This window comes from Duganella sp. 1411, assembly GCF_017833525.1.
Lineage (GTDB): Bacteria > Pseudomonadota > Gammaproteobacteria > Burkholderiales > Burkholderiaceae_D > Rugamonas.
On the sequence record NZ_JAFICD010000003.1, the window covers coordinates 810737 to 829020 of the forward strand.

Annotated in this window: 14 protein-coding genes; 2 read left to right on the forward strand and 12 right to left on the reverse strand. The window is 66.0% G+C overall.

What is annotated here, in order from left to right; genetic code table 11:
* Positions 1-34: 34 nt before the first annotated feature.
* The 12 genes from JOD97_RS20625 to tssI form a co-directional block, all read right to left on the reverse strand.
* Complete coding sequence (locus JOD97_RS20625; protein WP_209722458.1) at positions 35-1201, reverse strand: DUF3322 domain-containing protein; 1167 nt, start codon at positions 1199-1201, stop codon at positions 35-37.
* Entirely contained in the window at positions 1185-4562 is a 3378-nt protein-coding gene (locus JOD97_RS20630; RefSeq protein ID WP_209722461.1) for an ATP-binding protein, read from the reverse strand. Before JOD97_RS20630 ends, JOD97_RS20625 begins: the two co-directional genes overlap by 17 nt.
* Entirely contained in the window at positions 4559-5260 is a 702-nt protein-coding gene (locus JOD97_RS20635) for a DUF4194 domain-containing protein (protein ID WP_209722464.1), read from the reverse strand. The genes JOD97_RS20630 and JOD97_RS20635 overlap by 4 nt, the downstream gene beginning before the upstream one ends.
* Positions 5247-6707, reverse strand: a complete 1461-nt coding sequence (locus JOD97_RS20640; RefSeq protein ID WP_209722466.1) for a DUF3375 domain-containing protein — start codon at positions 6705-6707, stop codon at positions 5247-5249. The genes JOD97_RS20635 and JOD97_RS20640 overlap by 14 nt, the downstream gene beginning before the upstream one ends.
* A 64-nt stretch (positions 6708-6771) precedes the next feature.
* Positions 6772-7089, reverse strand: coding sequence for a nucleotidyltransferase domain-containing protein (locus JOD97_RS20645; protein WP_209722469.1), 318 nt, complete (start codon positions 7087-7089; stop codon positions 6772-6774).
* 17 nt (positions 7090-7106) lie between these two features.
* Complete coding sequence (locus tag JOD97_RS20650) at positions 7107-7496, reverse strand: HI0074 family nucleotidyltransferase substrate-binding subunit (protein ID WP_209722472.1); 390 nt, start codon at positions 7494-7496, stop codon at positions 7107-7109.
* Positions 7378-7662, reverse strand: coding sequence for a type VI secretion system Vgr family protein (locus tag JOD97_RS33295; protein WP_209722475.1), 285 nt, complete (start codon positions 7660-7662; stop codon positions 7378-7380). The genes JOD97_RS20650 and JOD97_RS33295 overlap by 119 nt, the downstream gene beginning before the upstream one ends.
* A 9-nt stretch (positions 7663-7671) precedes the next feature.
* Positions 7672-8460, reverse strand: a complete 789-nt coding sequence (locus tag JOD97_RS20660) for a sterol desaturase family protein (RefSeq protein WP_209722478.1) — start codon at positions 8458-8460, stop codon at positions 7672-7674.
* A 110-nt stretch (positions 8461-8570) separates the two neighbouring features.
* On the reverse strand, positions 8571-9293 hold the full coding sequence (locus tag JOD97_RS20665; RefSeq protein ID WP_209722480.1) for a PEP-CTERM sorting domain-containing protein: 723 nt from the start codon (positions 9291-9293) through the stop codon (positions 8571-8573).
* Positions 9294-9551: 258 nt separating this feature from the next.
* Positions 9552-10625 (reverse strand): PoNe immunity protein domain-containing protein, encoded by a 1074-nt coding sequence (locus JOD97_RS20670; RefSeq protein WP_209722484.1) that lies wholly within the window; start codon positions 10623-10625, stop codon positions 9552-9554.
* On the reverse strand, positions 10543-12123 hold the full coding sequence (locus JOD97_RS20675; RefSeq protein WP_209722486.1) for a hypothetical protein: 1581 nt from the start codon (positions 12121-12123) through the stop codon (positions 10543-10545). The genes JOD97_RS20670 and JOD97_RS20675 overlap by 83 nt, the downstream gene beginning before the upstream one ends.
* Entirely contained in the window at positions 12120-15185 is a 3066-nt protein-coding gene (tssI, locus tag JOD97_RS20680) for a type VI secretion system Vgr family protein (RefSeq protein WP_209722489.1), read from the reverse strand. The genes JOD97_RS20675 and tssI overlap by 4 nt, the downstream gene beginning before the upstream one ends.
* A gap of 285 nt (positions 15186-15470) precedes the next feature.
* Here tssI and tssF point away from each other — a divergent pair, with 285 nt between their 5' ends.
* Both tssF and tssG read left to right on the forward strand, forming a co-directional pair.
* Complete coding sequence (gene tssF / locus JOD97_RS20685; RefSeq protein WP_209722492.1) at positions 15471-17309, forward strand: type VI secretion system baseplate subunit TssF; 1839 nt, start codon at positions 15471-15473, stop codon at positions 17307-17309.
* On the forward strand, positions 17273-18256 hold the full coding sequence (tssG, locus tag JOD97_RS20690; RefSeq protein WP_209722495.1) for a type VI secretion system baseplate subunit TssG: 984 nt from the start codon (positions 17273-17275) through the stop codon (positions 18254-18256). The genes tssF and tssG overlap by 37 nt, the downstream gene beginning before the upstream one ends.
* The last annotated feature ends 28 nt before the right edge of the window (positions 18257-18284 follow it).

Genomic DNA, 18284 nt, shown 5'->3' on the forward strand with positions numbered 1-18284 from the left:
CACGCATTGGCGGATTACGCTGCGCTAATCCGCCCTACGTGATCCCGGCGGCTCTGGCTAACGCCGGCCAGGCGATGTCCCAGCCGATGCGCTCTTGCTCCAGCCGCAGCGCCTGGCCCCAGCTGTTCTTGCGCAGCGCCGCGTAGACCGTCCGTTCGTCCGGCGTCAGCGTGGGGAAGTCGTCGGCCGCGTGCTGCGATCTTTCCTCCGTCCATAATGTTGCGAATTGCAACATTGTCGCTTCGTCCATCATCACCGACACCACATGCGGAAAGCGGCTGCGCGCCTGGTGCAGGATGGCGTAGCCGTGGGTGTCGATATCGCCCCAGTACAGGCAAGTCGCCGAATCGATCCATGGCACCTCTCCCAGCGCGTCCACCGCATAGCCCAGCCCCATGAAAGCCACGGCGCCGGGCATATCCTCCAGCGCCAGCCCGGTCTGCAGATTCTCGACGATGACCACGGTCGACGGCCGCCACGGTATGGCCGCCAGGTGCCCGACCGGCGCGCTGATATCCCCAAGCCCGCCAACCACGGCCCGCAGCGCCGGATCGAGCACGCGCATGCGCAGCAGCGACGGCGCGCGCCTCAGGCCGCACAGTTGATGGAAATCCTTGCCGGCGTTGTCGCCGCCCGTCGTCGCCGCGACCAGCTCGGCCACCACGTTCCGGCGCGACTCCAGCCATTTGCTGTCCATGCCGGCCAGCGGCAATTGGCGCGGATACAGGCCCGAGCCGGGGTGCGCGGCCAGCCAGTCCAGCAGATCGAGCAGGCGCTGGAAGTCGGCGTCGGAATAGTCGGCCAGCACGTCGTAGTGGCGCGCCAGCGCCCGCGTCAGCGCCGGCCGGCGCGCGGCGGTGCGGGTGTAACGGTCGACGGCGCGGTCCCAGCGTTCCCGCTCGCCAATCCAGGCCGTCGCCTGCCGCGGCCCGTGCAGCACCAGCGCCTCCGGCAGCGTTTGCGCGCCCAGCACCCGCCAGCGCCGCTCGGCCCAGCGCAACTCGCCTTCGCCGCGCCAAGCGCGCCAGCCGTCGGCCCAGGCGCGCACCGCGTCCGGCTGGCGCAGCGCTTCCGCCTCGGTCGGCAGGCCCAGCGGGATGGCCAGCGGCCAGTGTTGCTGCGCTTCGGCGCCCAGCCAGTCGCGGTGCTGGCTGGCGTGGCGGCGCAGCAGCCACTGGCGCACGCTATCGGGCGACTTCAAGCGCCGCCTCCTGCCGCGCCTGCTCCGGCAGTTTGAGCCGCTGGCGCTGGTCGTCGTATTCGATCATCAGCACGCCCGAGATCTTGCGGTCGCGGATGTCGACGAAACAGGCGCCGCCGATGAACGGCTCCAGGGTCATCACCGACTTCAACGGCGTGGCGACGATCATCTGGAAGCCGAAGTTGGCGAAGATGTTCATCGCCAGCGCGGTGAATTCGTTGTCGGCCTTGTCGAACGCCTCGTCCAGCACCACCGGCGCGTACACCGGCAGCGCGTGGTCGCTGCCGCCCAGCTGGTAGCGCAGCGCCGCCGCCAGGCAGGTGGTGGCCAGCTTTTGCCGCTGGCCGCCGGATTTGCCGGCGCCGCTCTGGTAGACCTCGATCTCGTTGCCGTCGGTGTCGATCTCCCTGCCGATGAATTCCACATGCTGGCGCACGTCGAGCACCGCCTCGCGCCAGCGCCGCTTGTCCGGCTCCTGGCTGGCCAGGTCGTCGACCAGCCGGCGCAGCGCGATGAAGCGCGCCTCGGCCGATTCGCGGTCGGCGCTCCAGGCGTTGCTCAGCGCGCGCTGGATGTCCTGCTTGAAGTCGCGCACCTCGGGCAACTGGCGGTCGCTGGGCTGGATGTGCAGATACGTGCTGAGGTCGGCCGTCTGGTTGAACGGCACCTGGCGCAGGCTGTCGTTGACCAGCTCCATGCGCTCCAGGATGGCCTTGCGCGAGTCGTTCAGATAGGTCGACAGCGCCGCCAGGTTCTGGTTGCTCTGGTTGTGCAGCAGGTCGAAGAAGCGCTGCTCGTGCGCCGGCAGGCCGTCCGTTTCGAGCCGCGCCAGCTTGGCGAAGAAGTCCGACGCGGCCGCCAGGGTGGCGTCGAGGCCGTCCGAGTCGGCCTGCCATTCGCGGATGAAGTCGGCGAAGCGGCCTTCGATGTCGCGCTCGCACAGCATGATGTCGCGGTCCAGCGCTTCGACCCTGGCGCCGATCAGCTTGCCGATGGCGCGGTCGGCCTGGTCGACCCGGCCCAGGACGACCTTGTCCGGCAGGCCCGCGTACAGCTGGTCCAGGCCCTGCTGCTGGTGCGGCGTGAGCGCCACGATGGACGGATCGGCGCGCAGGCCGTCGAGCAGCAGCTGTTGCTCGACGATCTTGGCGTGGCAGGTGCGCAGGTTGACGTCGGTGTCGCGCAAGGTGCGCTCGGCCGCGCTGACCAGCCCGGCCTGCTCGCGCAGGCGGTCGTCGATCTCCTGCAGTTGCGTATTGCCTTCGCGCAGGGCGCGCAACTGGCGGTCGATCGCGGCGATGCGCTCGGCCGGCGGCAAGCCGTCGATCTCCTGCCAGGTCAGGTTGACCAGCGTGTTGCACGGCATCAGGCGCTCGGCGCGGCGCTGCATTTGCCGGCGCAGGCTGTCGAGCTGGGCGTCGAGCTTGGCGATGCGCTCCTGCAGCCCGCGCTGCTGTTGCTCGTACAGCGCCAGCTTGTCGCGGTTGTCGAAGCCCAGCACCCAGTGGCGGCGGTCGTCGACGCTGTGGCGGTCGTCCTTCTCGTGGCGCGTGCGGCTGTGCTTGATCTGGCCCTCGCGCGTCATGGCCCGCTCCGGCGCCGCGCGCAACGCCCGCACCGAGTCGACGCAATCGTAATCGTAGCGCTGGCGCAGCTCGGCCTGGAGCCAGCCGGCGTGGCCGCCTTCCTTGACGGTGAGCTTGAGCGCCAGCGAGCCGGCCTTGAGCATCTTCGGCGCGCCGCCCTCGGCCGCGCCGGTGCGGTAGTACACCAGCCGGCGGCCCAGATTGACGTCGTTGAGGTGCTGGGTCAGCGCGTTGTAATGGTCGTTGTCGACCAGGATCGACAGCGCGAAGCCGTGCAGCACGCGCTCGGCCGCGCCACGCCACGGCGCCTCGTCGGGCTTGACCTCGACCAGTTCGCCGACGAAGGGCAGCGCCGCCTCGGCCACGCCGATCGCCAGCGCGATCGAACGGCGCAGCTCCAGCATCGGCGCCGGGATGTTGGACGGCTGGCGCCGCAGCGAGACGATTTCCTGCGTGACGCCGGCCAGGTCGGCGGCGGCGGTGGTGCGTTCGCGGTCGAGCAGCAGCAGCGGCTCCTGGTCCGCGCCGGCGGCCTGCCAGTCGGCGATCTCCTGCCGGGCCAGGCCCAGCAGCTCGGCGAAGCCCTGCGGCGTGCCCGGCAGCACCCAGCCGAGCTTGTCGCACGCCTCGGTGGCCTGCCTGCGGCGGCGCAGGCGTTCCTCGCGCTGGGTTTGCAGCGTTTTGCGCTCGTTCTCCAGATGTTCGATCTGGTCGCCGCCGGCCGCGCGGCGCCGGCTTTCCAGGTCGCGCAGCGCGGCGCTGCGGTTGTCGAGGGTGTCCTGCTGGCGTTGCAGCTGGCCGGCGTAGCCCTCGGCCTCGACCTCCAGCGCGGCCACGTACTCGGTCAGCAGGCCGATGCGCAGCCGTTCGCGGTAGCTGTGCATGCCGGCGCGCAACTCCTCCTGTCCGCCGCGCTCGTCCCGCAGGCGCCGCATGTCCTCGTGGCGGGCGCGCGCCGGCGCCAGCGTCTGCACCTGCTTGCGGGCGATGACGACGGCCTGGTGCGCCGCGTTGAGCTCGCCGAATTCGCTGACCAGCCGGTCCGCCACGGCGAACGTCTCTGGCTTGTCGAGCATGAAGTCGCGCAGGAAGGCGTTGAGGTCGCCCAGGTTCTTGGCCGACTGCGTCTTGTGCAGCAGGCGCAGCGCCATCTCGCTGTCGATGCCGAGCAGCCGGCAGAAGCGCTCGCAATAGGGGCGGAACTCGTCGCGCGCGTGGGCGTCCGGGAAGGCCGCCTTGAGCTTGCGCACGTCGAAATTGTTGCTGCCGAACTCGGACAGCTCGCGCAAGTCGAGCGGGCGCTCGAAGATCAGGAAGTAACGTTTGACGTCGCTGTTGCCGTTGGCGTTGCCGCGCAACCAGAACAGCTGCACCAGCACCACGTCGTGCCCCAGCCCGTTGCGGTAGTGCAGCGCCAGCGCCGACCAGGTGGTGCCCTCGCGCAGGTAGCGCGTGGCGTACTCGCCGGAGGCGGCGTCGCTCTGGGCGGCCCAGGCGCCGCGCACGTAGCTGACCAGGTTGCGGTCGCGTCCGGCGCGGTCGGCCTCGCGCGCGGCGGCGTTGAAATCGATCCAGCGTGGCGGCACCAGCAGCGCCGAGAAGGCGTCGAGCAGGGTCGACTTGCCGGCGCCGGAGCGGCCCACGATCAGAAAGCCGCGCTCGCTGATCGGCACCTCGTGCAGGCCGCCGAAGGTGCCCCAGTTGTACACCTGCAGCTTGTGCATGCGGAATTGTTCGCGGCCGGCCAGCGCGGCGGCGGGCAGTTCGGCGTTCATGCGTCGTCCTCGTCTTCATCGATGGACAGTGGTTGCTGCCTGACCGCATCGCCGGCCGCCATGCGCCGGTACAGCCCCGTCAGTGTCTGGATCTCCTCGGCCGAGAACAGCAGCTTGAGCGTGGGCGAGATCTCGTAGCGGTCCTCGCTGGCGCGGATCTTCTGCAGGATGTTGTGCTTCTTGACCTTTTCCACCGACGCGTGCACGCGCTTGGCGAAGCCGGCGCGGTCGGTGCTGGCGGCGCGCTCGTACAGGGTGAGGTTGTCGACCATCTCGTCGAGCGCCACCACCGCGCGCTCGCCGTGGGCGTCGGCCTGCGTCAGGCGCTGGCGCAGGTACAGCACCAGCACCGAATCGATGAACGTCAGCTGGGCGCGGCGCAGCAGCAGCGGCACCTCCAGGTCGCCCGTGTCGGCCTGGCGCGTGAAGGCGACCTGCATGTCGCGGTCGATCACCAGCTCCAGGAACAGCTCGGCCAGGTGGCGGCGCACGGCCGGCTCGTCGCGCAGCAGCACCGGCCACAGCTTGGCGTGGCGGCGCCCGTCGAGCGCCGGGCCGGCCAGCAGCTGCACCAGCGCGCGGCGCGTCTCCAGCGGCAGCGCGCCGCTGTCGCCGGAAAACAGCGCGGTCGACGGCGCCGCGCCGTCCGTGGCGACGGCGTCCAGCGGCGGCGCCAGGTCGTCGTCAGGCAAGTTCATGGGCGCGTTCTTTCACGAAATAGATGACGGGGATGTGGGCGCTGCGTTGCTGCGCGTCGCCGCCGGTCCAGCTGACCGTCTCGCTGTGGCCGGCGACCAGGCCGTGGCGGCTGCCCAGGGCCAGCAGGCCCAGCACGCTGCCCAGGCCCTGCGCGGCCGGATAGGCGCGCAGCACGTCGGCCACCGAGGCCTGCGACTGCAGGTCGAGCACGGCCAGCACGTGGCGCTTGAGGCTGCGGAAGTCGATCTCCGACTGCGCCACCAGCTCGCCGACGGAATCGAGGCCGATCGGCGCCGCCTCGCCGTCGAGCATGGCGCCGGGCAGCGCCTGCAGCGCCGGATCGTGCAGCACCCATTGCGACAGCGACGCCAGCTTGCTGCTCGTCAGCGGCAACGCGTAGTGCAGCGTGTCGGTGGCCTTGACCTCGTCCTTGAGCGCCAGCGCGGCCAGCTGGGCTTGGCGCAGCAGGGTGTTCAGGCGGCGTTGTTCAAGGAACTCGCGGCTCTGCACGAAATGCTTGAGGCTGCGGGCGAACGATTGCAGCACGTCGTGCACCATGCCGCCCTGTTCGAGCAGGGTGCGCGTCAGGCGCAGCAGGAATTTGCGCTCCTGCGTGTCCAGGCTGGCGATGAAGTCGCGCGACAGCAACTGGTCCAGCGCCTGCTCCAGCGTGGCCGACTGCTCGGGATCGGTCAGCAGGCGCCAGAACGCGGCGAAGGTGCGGCCGGCGTCGCTGTCGGTGATCAGGTCGATGCCGGCGAACAGCGAATCGAGCACCTCGCCGCGGCTGCCGTCGTTTTCCATGATGCGCGCGCGCAGGTCGCGGTTGAGCTGCTCGAACTGGTCGCGCACGCGGCGGAAGTCGCCCGCCAGGCCGTCGGCCAGCGTGATGATCTCGCGCGTGCGCTCGAGCGCGGCCGCCTCGGGCAGGATGTGCAGCACGCCCTGTTCGATGGCGGCGATCTCGCGCTCGATGCGCTCCTGCTCGGCGCGCAGGCGCTGGACGCGGCGCGCCTTGTCGGCGTCGGTGTCCTCGGCCAGGCGGGCGAGCGCGTCGATCACCAGGCCCAGGCGGCTCTCGGTCGCGGCCGAGTGCGGCTTGACCTGGCCGGCGACGAAGCGGATCGCCTCGATGGTCGAGGTGGCCAGCTCGTACTCCTCCTCCGACGCGCCGGGCGGGAAGCGGCGCTCCAGGTGGCCGTCGGCCAGCCAGCCGGCGACGTAGGCCTGGGCGGTCTGCGGCCAGTCCTCGCCGAGCGCGCGCAGGTGTTCGAGGTCGCGCGCGACGCGCTCGTGGAAGATCGACGCCGGCAGGCTGCGCTCGCCCTCGTACAGGTGCGTTTGCAGCAGCGCCAGGGTGGTCGGCCCGCTGGGCGCGGCCAGCAGCCGCCACAACGGCTGCTGGCGCAGGCGGCGGTTGGTGGCGAGGGCTTTGTCGGCTTTCATGGCGCTTATTTTAAGGCAAGCGGGGGAACGTGGCGTGACGGCGGTGCCGGCGCTGGCGTCGGTACTAGGGTTCCGGGGCGCCGGCGCTTGCTTGATAGAGTGGGATGCCGTCGTCAAGCATGGCTTGTTTGAGGGCAGGATTGGTGACCTCATGCCATAGTGAAACATCGAGCCGGAAAAGGATGGGCAAGTCGTCCAACGCCATCCATAAACGGGAGAATTCGCGGTCTGACATGGTCGGCGCAAGCACCGCAAGGTCGATGTCAGACTGCGGGCGGTGGCGCCCGGTCGCGCGCGAGCCGTAGACCAGGACGCGATCGACCTGTGGGAACCGGGCGAAGACGTCTTTTAGGGATTGGCGGATCGTTTCGCTGAGACCCAAAGGGAGTGTGCTGTCAGCTATTGCACCCATGTTTGCACCGTCGCCGCCAGCTCGGAGAAAAGCTGAACTCCATCGGTTTTAACAAAGCGATAGACGAGTAACGCCTGCGCTTCGTCATAGGTATGGCTGGTTAGATTGCGCATGCGATGCAACTGGCTCCAGCCGTTGCCATCGGCCAGTAGTCCCTGATCGAGCGCGGCCTGCAACGTTTCCTTGGCGCTGAGTGCGAGGATGTCTTTGGTTTCCAGCCAGAGCCTGATGGCCTTCCAGGCTAGCTCATACGTGAACTCAAATCGTTGAATGGACGCGTCGCGCAGAAACGAGTCTTCCGGCTGAGCCAGTGCTTCCTCCAGACGGGCGAGTGCCGTAAGAAAGTCGCGGCTGCGTTCTGCGAGACGATTGTTCATGGTGGGGTTGGGAAATTGAGGATTGATTATAGCCCCTTGTTACCCCGGCGCGCATGGCGACGCCGTGCTCCGTCTTGAGCTCGGCGCCGAAGCCGGCCGGCTTCAGCCGCTGATTGTCGCTCTGGCGCACCAGATGGCCTAGATTCAGCCCGGCGCGCACAGCCATGATTTGGGGTCAGGCCGCCGGCCCGGGGGGGGTGGGCGGCGTGTCGGCGATGCCATAGGCCGACGGCCACTGATCCGGCAGGTACCAAGTGCCAAACACCCGGTCCAGGAACGGTAGTGTCGATGAGAAATTGCGGTCCAGCGGCGCGATGCTGGTATGGTGCCAGTGATGGAACGCCGGCGTGGCGACGATCGATTCCAGCGGACCGAGCCGGACCCGCAGGTTCGAATGGATGAAAAATCCCCAGATCGTGCCAATGATGATCACCAGCGCCGGCGTGGCGCTGCCGCCCGCGCTGGCGCCGGCCAGGCCGAGGATGTACAGCGGCGTCATGCCGAACAAGCGGGTGACGACCATGTCGACCGGATGCGCATGGGTATTGATCAGGAAGTACAGGTGCTCGGGCTTGTGATGCACCGAATGGAAATACCATAGCCAGGGCAAGCGATGGCTTAAACGGTGGCCCCAGTAAAAGCCGATTTCGGCGATCACGAACGACAACGGCAGCTTGACCGCCAGCGGCAGCGCGCCCAGGGCGGCCGGCAACGCGGCCGGCAGCGCGGCGTGCGCGGCGACGGCGACGACGGCCATCAGCGCGCTCAGGACGGCGGCCGGAAGCAGGCTGTTGAGGAAATACATCCCGAGATTGATCGCCAGCGCGCGGCGCGGCAAGCGCGCCTTGCGCACCGCCAGCCAGCGCTCCAGCGGCACGAACACCAGCGACAGCAGCGCCAGCCACAGGCACAGCCGCCCCACGTTGACGGCAAAGGTCGGCAGGTAGGCAAGAATGTCGTTCATCGGTGTCGGGACTTCAGTGATGCGGACTTGCACCAACAACAGCGCTCATGTGCGCAATGGAAAATGCCGGACGCGAACGCCCGGCATCGGTGACTGCTTATAAAGAAGAATTAAGCAGTTTTGGTTTTGCGGCGGCGCGCGGCGAAGCCGACCAGGCCCAGGCCCAGGCCCAGCATGCCCAGGACTTCCGGCTCAGGCACGGCGGAGGTCATCGACACGCCATCGAGCAGCGAGAACGGTGGAACGCCGTTCGGCGTGCCAGCGGCCAGGAAGCTCAGCACTTCGCTGGCGCTGGTGGCCGTGAAGGTGAAGGTTTCTTTCTGCCAGCCGGTGAAACCGTGGTTGGCGTTGCTCTTCACGACGGTCGACTGGGTTTGGTTGCCCAGCGAGACGTGCCACTGCTCGGTGGTGTCGCCGGAGTAGCCGGACTGCTGGGCGCCGGCCCAGTAGAAGCTCACGTTGTACTGCTGGCCGACCGTCAGGCCATTGACCGTCTGCGACAGCGGGGCGACGCCGAACGCGCCGTCGGCGGCGACGAAATTGCCGCCGACAGGGCTCGCTTGCAAGCCGTTATTCGCGCCGTTGTTCGGGCCCCACAGTTGCAGGTTGCCGTAGGTGCCGGGCGCGCCGCCGTTATCCACGTTCGAGCCGTTGAACAGGAAGTTGAAGCCGGAGGTCGTCCAGCCAGCCAGCTGATGGCCGCCCCAGTTGATCTGGCCCTGGTCGCCGGATTCGAAATTGCCGTTGACGATCAGTTCGGTGGATGCGCTGGCGACGCCGCTGCACAGGGCAGCGGTTGCGGTCACGGCCAGCAAGAAGGATTTGATACGCATAGGAAAGCTCCAGGATGGGCACTTCTGGCGGTCGCCGTGCCGCCGTCGGTCGGTGTTAAGGATTCAATATTATGCCGAAAACAAGTGCCGTTAGGAACATTTTTAATTTGTAAAGTATGTTGAATTATTTGGATTTTTGTGTCGCCAATTTTTCTCAATGTCACGAAATTGGCCGGCACGGCGCGGCAACCACCGATGATCTGCGCCGATACCATCTGATCCTCGTTGAGGTCCGCGTCGGCGACTGACTTCTATAAATTAATCACCCATCCATTGCCAGATAGTCAGGCCGTATTGCGCATCCGGGAAGTCGGGCATGATCGTCCCTGCCGAGAAATGCCCTTGGCTATCGGCCTTGGCCGGTGAAAACCACTGCCCGGACTTCGGACAGGCTTCACCACCCGCCACACGCAACGGTTTGGCCGTACTGTGTTGCGTGTCATCGTTGCGCGGGATGCTGCGCGCGTAGTCGACGAGGTCCTTGGGGTACACCGTCTCGTTCCGATAAGACGAGTCGTCTATATCATAGAGATAGGTGAAGGCTGCGGCGCACATCGCCCAGTAGCCGGTGTAGGAAGTGAATTCTGGTTTAATTTTTTCATGCTTTCCCCAGAAGATCGCCTGTCCCTTCATGTCGGAATACCAGCTTTTTACGTAGACTTTCATTTCTGCTGCCATCTCAGCCGCGTTATCGCTGTCGATGGCGTCGAGCAATTTTCGGTAAGGCTTGTTCCACAACCATTGATCTAGATCGGGGCGGTCCGGAAGGTAGAATTTAAACAGCTCCTCCAGCACTGCATCGACTCCGTCAAAGTCAGTTCCTTCGTTCAACGCGTAGATCCTTCCGACTAAGTCTTCGCGTCGCAACAAAATCGCGACGGAAACGAGACTTAAGTAATCGACATATGTGTCAATCAGATCGTTCATGATGAACGGTGGATAATAATCGTCGTCTGGTAGATCGTTCAACGCATCGACCCAGCGTTCATACGCTAATACGATGTCGTCAAAGGTATTTGCTAATTCAGTGAGGGACTCCCCCGCAGTATATTTGAGTTTGAATATCGTCCATTTGTCAATTGCGGTTAATTGCAGATCCCTACATGCATCAACCGCAGGTAGCCCTGGGGGGGACTCGACTGCATTTTCGGCTAAAAGTTGGGCGACCGTATTCTGATAGCTTTCTTCGTCCAGATAGACCTGACGGCGTTTGGTTCTGAAATCTGAAGTTTTCATCATTTGCTCTTTCTCATTTTTTTGGCTTTTTGGGCTTGCTCGGCTTGCCGCTAATTTTGTATTGAGCCTCTGCGGCATCGAGATCTTTTTCGCCAAATTCTTTCTGAATGTCGTGTCGGCTATGCTCGGGAGCGTATTTTTGGGCTGCCGCAGGTTTGCTGATCAGCCCTTCGCTAACAATCTTCTCCATCGCTATCATATGGTCCGCAGCTTGGAGGGGGGACACGAGAAACACATGTCGAGAATAGTTAGTTCCGCCTCGGGTCATCCTGCCTTTATATTGGCCGAATTCTTTATCTATGCGGTCTAAGATCCACTGTCTGCTCATTTGCATTACCATGCCGGATTTTGGGCCGTTGGTCGAAGCTGAACTGCTCGGCATAGAAGCGCCCGGCGTTCGGTTTTTCTTTCGACCGGTATTGATCGTGGAAGATCCGCCTGCTCCCTTCGCCTCTCCCAACAGCGAAAGGAGTTTCGCTGCAGGATTTATGCTGGCCTTCGCTTCGACAACGGCAAATTGGTGCGGTCGCGGGCGGTTGGTCAGCCATAACGAGTCTATGCCGTTGGTCAGCACATGCACGCTCGGCGTGCACAGATACAGCGGTATTTCGTTGTCATTCAATTTTTTGAATTCGCTTTGCCAACCAGCGGCTTTTTTGCCCGGACCACCAATCATGTCATGCCGGTTCCAGCTGAGGCCCCAGCCTTTCTGCTCGATGACATGGTGGTCGACGATATGCTCGCCCAGCAAGCCTTTGGCGGCTTGCTCCAATCCCTGATAAGCCTGAAAAGCCGTGCGCTGCACCACGCTGGCGATTTTACCCTTGGTAGTGCGCCCATTGAGGCGCGGCTTGTCGGCCACGCGCAGATGGCTGTTGCCGCTTGCGGCACGAGGCGCCGCACCATGATGGCCGCCGCGCGGAATGCTGCCGGCGTTGCTGGCGACCGCCATCACGACGGCGGCCGCGTGCTCGCCCAGCAACTCGGTGACGAACTGCTTGATATATCCGGACGCCTCGCGTATCGGCCCGGCCAACTGGCCGCGCATTTTCTTGATGCCCGGCGAGACGTCGCGCGCCAGTTGCTCCAGATGGTCCGGGCACCACCAGTGTCCGACGGCGATATAGTCGAGCAGCGCGATGCAGCTCTCCAGCGCCAGGTTCGCCTGGACGATGGCGGCCTGGGTGTTGCCGGCCCAGTCCAGCGCCTTGACCCACGCCAGCGCGCCGCCTTTTTTCTTCGACAGCATCCGCTCGATCATCGCCACGCCGCTGTTGACCGCGCCCTTGAGCGCCTTGCGCTCTTTGTAGAGCGGCTTGAACACGGTCTTGAAGGCGCTGCCCACCTCCGGCACCACGCCGAACGCGGCGAAGCCCAGATAGATCTTCTGATCGATCGTGGCCTTGGCGAAGCCGCCGTGCTTGTTGATGCGGTACAGGCTGCCCGAGACGTCGCGCAGGTCCATCACCTGGTCGATCACGGGGATCAATGAGATCAGGCCGCCGATGATCTGCGCCGACACCATCTGGTCCTCGTTGAAGTCGCCCATGATCAGGTCTTCGAGGAATTTCGTGCAATTGCTGACGAGACTCATACCGCCCCCTGTCTTTGCTCGTGCAACTGGCGCTCGCGTTCCATCTCGGCGTCCATCGCCGCCTTGAATTCCGGTTTTTTATACTCCGGCGTTTCTTCTTCCGGCGGCTTCCACGGACGCGGATCGTCGCCATACTCGACCACATACTCACCCGGCGGCGTGCCGGTCAGTAAGGCGTGCCCCTTGTCATCCAGCTTGCCTTCGCGCACGGTGCCATTCTCGAAGGTGACCTTATAGGCGGCGCCGGGGATGGGCGCCAGGTCGTCGTAATGGAACAGGATTTCGATCGAGTTATCAAGATTGGCAGCCTGCGGCAAGGCCGGCAGCGCAGGCGTGGCGCTCATCGGCCCGGCCAGCTCCTTCAGGCTGGCCTTGAAATCGATCTTGCCCGGCCCATGCAGCTCGATGTTGCCGCCGTCAAGCTTGAGATGGGCGCCTTGCGCGGTCAGCCGCACATGCTGCTTGCCGGCGATGTTGATGCCCTTGGTCGTGCTGGCGACAGTGAGCGCCTTGTCGGCCGTCAGCTTGGTCTCGCCGGCCTGGCTCTGGCTGCTCACCTTGCCGCTGGCCGCGTGCAGGCGGATGCCGATCTCCTGATTGGGCTTTTGCGCGTTGACCGCCTTGCCGTAGGTGACAAGCTTGATGCCTTCCTTGACGCTCGTGTAGCTGTTGCGTTGCGACGCGAAGTTGATATCGTGCCCAGCGCTCAAGCTGGTGCCGGCGGCGCCCAGCACCGCGTTGGCCGGCGTGGTGGCCGCGATGCCCGCAGGCGAGCTCAATTGCAGATGCGGCTCGCTGTAGGCCGGCGCATCGGATTCCGTCGTGCCCAATACCTCCATGGTGCGCTTGAGTTGGGCGATGGCGGGCAGCGGCGCTTCCGTCCCCGTGGCAGGTGCCTGACCGCCGACCGTCAACGTGCTGTGCTTCTGCGCCATCTCGGCCAGATCGGTCTGCAGCTGTACGCTTTCCTCGATCTGCGTGATGGCCTCTTTCGAATCCATCTGGCTGCCGGTGGCGCTACCGCGCGCGTCTGTCGACAGCAGCAACCCCTTGCCGGCGCGCACCGCGACGCTGTGTTCGGTCTTGAGCTCGGCGCCGAAGCCGGCCGGCTTGAGCCGCTGGTTGTCGCTCTGGTGCAGCAAGTGGCCCAGGTTCAGCTCGGCCGTGCCCTGGTGCGCGGTGGCGTGGCGCTGCAAGCCCAGGCGCGACTGGCCGGGCGTGTCGTCGAACACCAGCTGGTTGTACGCGCCGCTGCCGCCCTGGCTCGATTGCAGCGCCTGCGTCTTGATGCCCGACAGCGCCGCCGGGTGCGCGTGGCCACCGGCCTCGCCCGGGAACCAGGCCGGCGCGTTGCCGGTCGCCACGCCGGCGCCGCCGGCCACCTGGTTGTGCTGCGCGTCGGCCTGGCCGCGGCCGTTGTAGACGGTGCCGAGCACCACCGGCCGGTCGATGTTCCCTTCCAGGAAATCGATCAGTACTTCCTGGCCGATGCGGGGCAGGGCGCTGCTGCCCCAGTTGGCGCCGGCCACCGGCGCCATCGGCGTGGCCACCCGCACCCACGTGCCGGCCTGGTCGTCGCCGGGCGCGCCGGTGTGGCCGTCGGGCATCGGATGCTGCAGGCGGCTATGGCTTTGCGCGCCGCGCTGCCAGTGGAACTGCACTTTGACGCGGTGGTCGCGGTCGGTATGGATCGGCGCGCCCGGCGGGCCGACCACGATGGCGGTCTGCTGGCCGTGGATGGTCGGGCGCGGATGGAGCAATTGGCCGTGGGCGTCGGTGCCGCTGGAGCGGTAGGGAATGTTGCTGCGGATGGCGTCGATGCGGTTGCGGTACAAGGGCCGCTCGGCGATGGCCTTGCCCACCGCGTGCAGGCTGGTTTTTTCCTCTTCGCCGATCAAGGCGTCGAGCAGGCCTTGGCCGAGCCGCTGCATCAGGCTCGACTTCAGGTCGGCGCCGAGGTTGTTGTGCATCAGGTGCACCACGCGCACGATCAAAAAGCTGCGCTCGTCGTCGCTGCCGGCCAGGTCGAACTGGGCCTGCCCGGTCAGTGCGAAGGTGGTGCCCGGCGCGAGCGTGCGCACGGTGCCGGCGCCGACATGGATTTCCTTGCTGGCCTCGAACGCCTGCAACTGGTTGTCGGCGATGCGCTGGCCCTGTTCGCGCGACTGGTAGGCGTAGGCGCCGGGGGCGTCGCGGCTGACCAGTGGCGCGCCGTCGCCGCCGTCCGCGCTGGCGGCGCCGACGTCGCGGGTGTCGAGCGAGCGGTAGTCCCAGCTGCTCAGCTCGATGGCGTTGGTTTGCAGGCGCAGCTCGGTGCGCCAGCGGTCCAGCGTGTCTTCCCGCATCGTCGCGCCGGGCTGGCTGAAGGCCACGCTGGCCTGCGCGTTGGGCTTGAAGCTGCCGTTGTGGTCGGCGATGACCATGGTGTGGCTGCCCAGGCCGGGGCTGGCGGCGTCGCCGCTGTGCTCGAAGTAATGGAACAGGCCTTCCTCATGCATCAGGCGTTCGGCGAAGGCGAGGTCGCTCTCCTGGTATTGCGTGGTGATGCTGCGCTTGGGATAGACGGCGCGGTCGACGATGTCGAAGCGCCACGCCGGCGCCAGCTTGCCTTGGCCCTGGTAGGCGTTGAAGATGGTGTCGAGGATGTCGAACACCGTCATGTCCTGGAAGATGCGGCTGTCGCGTCCGCGCGCGAGGAAGGCGGTCCAGGGTTCGACGGTGAGGTTGTAGCGGGCGAAACCGCCGTTGGCGCCGGCCATGTCGATCGCGGTGACGTGGCCGTGGAAGGGGCGCAACTGATCGCGGCTGGCGGCGGTCATCAGCTCGAGCAGCACCGGCTGGCCGATCAGCGATTTGAGGGGAATGGCGGCGTCGGTCGACAACGCGGCGATCTTGAAGCGGAAGCCGGTGCCGATGCCTTCCTCGCCGCGCACGCATTCGGCCAGCAGCACGTCGGCGCCGAGCGGCGTAATCAGTCGGAGCAGCCGTGTGCCTTGCGAGAAGCCGGCGAGCAGCGCCAGTGGGTCGTACTCGCCTAGCGGTGATGAAATCGGTTCTGACATATGACTCACACTCCCATACGCGGCGCCGTCAAACGCAGCGCCTAACTCGATGCAGTCCACACAAGATTACACCTTAGAATTTACTATTTGGCAAGAGCGATTCGTTTGCCGGTCACAGCCGTTGCCCGCACGATTTTCCGGGGTTGTTGCATTTCCACCGCCGAGGTTGGCATGTTGCTTCAACTCAAAAACGCGGGCCCATCGTCATGACATGATCGACCTCCTGTGCAGCCCGTTATTGCCAACAGGCATCGCGGGCACGCCCACCCTGCGATGGATGCCGCGATGGAAAAACTACTGCCGTACTTCGAGCGTGAACTGGGCCTGCTGCGCCGTGGCGGCGCCGAGTTCGCGGGGCGTTATCCCCGGCTGGCCGGCAGCCTGCGGATGCACGGCGAGACCTGCGCCGATCCCCATGTCGAACGCCTGATCCAGGCCTGCGCCTTCCTCAACGCGCGCGTCGCCAAGCTGCTCGACGACGGCCACGCCGGCTTCACCGAAGCGCTGCTTGGCATGCTGTATCCGCACTACCTGCGCCCGATGCCGTCCTGCTCGATCGCCCGCATCGATTACAGCGGCGGCAGGGAGCGCGACGTCGGCGGCGTCGCCACGCAGGCGCGCGGCACCGCGATGAAATCGATCGGCAAGGACGCCGTAACGTGCTGCTTCCGCACCGTCTACGACGCCACGGTCGCCCCCGTCGCCATCGACGCGGCATGGTTCGAACCTTACATCCAGGTGCCGTCGACGATATCGCTGCCGTCCGAGGCCGGCGCGGCGATCTGCATCACCATCGCCAGCATGGGCGCCGCGCGCGCCCTGGCGATGCAAGGCGTATCGACGATGCGCGTCTTCATCGACGGCGAGGCCTCGTTGTGCGCCACCCTGCGCGACGCGCTGTTCATGCGCGCCGCCTGCGCCTGCGTGGAGGCCGAAGGCCAGTGGCGCATGCTGGCCGGCTGGCCGGTCGCGCCGGTGGGCTTCGCCGCCGACGAAGCGCTGCTGCCAGGCGCGCCGTCGGAACACAGCGCCTACCGGCTGATCAGCGAGTACTTCGCCTTTCCCGAAAAATTCAACTTCTTCGACATCGATCTGGGCGCGCTGATCGCCGCGGCGCCCGCCGGTGCCGCCCAACTGACGTTGCGCCTGGCGCTGGCGGACGTGCGTCCCGACACGCCCGCCGCGCGCACGCTGCGCGGCCTCTCGGCGGACAATCTGGTGCTCGGCTGCACGCCGGTCATCAACCTGTTCGCGCATTCGGCCACGCCGATTCATGTGACCCACGCGTGCAGCAGCTATCAGGTGATCCCCGACGAGATGCCAGCGAGCGGTTGCGAAATCTACAGCATCGACACGGTGCACCTGCTGAACAAATCGGCGCAGGGCAGCGTTGTCACGGAATTCTTCCCCTACTATTCGCTGCGGCACGACGGTGGCGCCAGCCGCAAAGGGCGATACTGGCTGGCCGGCCGCGAGGATCTGGCGCTGGGTGGTGCCGGCCACGATTTTTCGCTGACGCTGGTGGACCACGCGTTCTCGCCGCTGCACGCCGACAAAGGCACCGCCTGCGTGCGCATCACCTGCACCAACCGCAATCTGCCGCACGACCTGCAATATGGCCGAAGCGGCGGCGATTTGCGCGCGCTCACCCCAAGCAGCAACTTCCCGATCCGTATGCTGCGCCGGCCGACCATCTCGCACGGGCCGGCGTCGCGCGGCAGCGGTCAATGGGGCCTGGTCGCCCACCTGGCGCTGAACCACCGCTCGCTGACGCAGGAAGGCTTGCCGGCGCTGATCGCCATGCTGCGCCTGTATGCGCGGCAGGACAACGCCGTCTCCCAGCGCCAGATCGAAGGGATCACCGCGCTGTCGCACCGTCCGGCGACCACCTGGCTGCGGCAGGCGCGCGGCAACGCCTGCCTGCGCGGGACCGAAGTGACCGTCGCCCTGGACGAGGAAGCCTACTCCGGCACCGGCATCCATATCTTCGCGCAGGTGCTGGACCACTTGTTTGGCCTGCACGTCCACCTGAATAGCTACACACAACTGGTCGTCGTCTCCCACGACAGCGGAAAGGAGTTGCTGCGATGCCCACCACGCAACGGCGCGTTGACGCTGGCCTGATCGGCGAGCTGCTGGAAGAGCCCCACCGCTTTCAGTTCTTCCAGGCGGTGAGGCTGATCGAGCTCGCGCAGGATCGGGATGGCGGCGCCGGCCTCGATGGCGTGCGCTTTCGCAACCGGCTGTCGCTGGGCTTCCCGCCCAGCCAGATCGAAAACATCAGCAGCGACGACAAGGCGATCCGCATCACGCCGGCGTTTATGGGCATGCTGGGCAGCCAGGGCGCGCTGCCGCTGCACTACTCGGAACGCATCAACCGCCACGAGAAGGGCAACAGCGACGGCGGACCGCGCGCCTTCCTCGATATCTTCTCGCATCGCGCGCTGACGATGTTCTATCAGGCCTGGGCCAAGCACCGTCCCGAATGCATGGCGACGAGCGAAGGCGGCGACGGGTTCATGGCCATACTCACCGCGCTGGCCGGCGCGCGGGAAGGCGAGGCCGGCACGCTCGCGCGCGAAACGCTGGCGTTCTACGCGATGCAGATTCGCAGCCGCGCCGTCTCCGCGCCGCTGATGGCGGGGCTGTATGCGGAGTATTTCGAGGTGCCGTTCGCGGTGGAGCAGCTGGTCGGCGAATGGCAGGAACTGCCGGCGCGCGATCAGGCGCAGTTGGGCAAGGCCCATGTCGACTTGGAGACAGGTGTACTGCTTGGCGCGCGCGTGTACGCCTGCGACGCGCGCGTGCGCCTGCGTATCGGTCCGCTGGACAGGGAAAGCTACGAACGCTTTCTGCCGGGACGCAGCGCGGCGCTGCATCTGGAGGCGCTGCTCAAGCTTCAATGCGGCGTGGGCATGACGTACCAAGTGTATCTGATACAGCGCGCCGAGGATGTGCGCGGCTTCAGCCTGGACGCCGCCGGTGGCGCGCACCTGGGCGTGGACGCCTGCCTGTATAGCGCGCCGCCGGCATGCGACCGTGAGGATTTGATGTATTTGCTGCATACCTGAGCAGTAAAGGGACTTGGCTTTGCCAGTA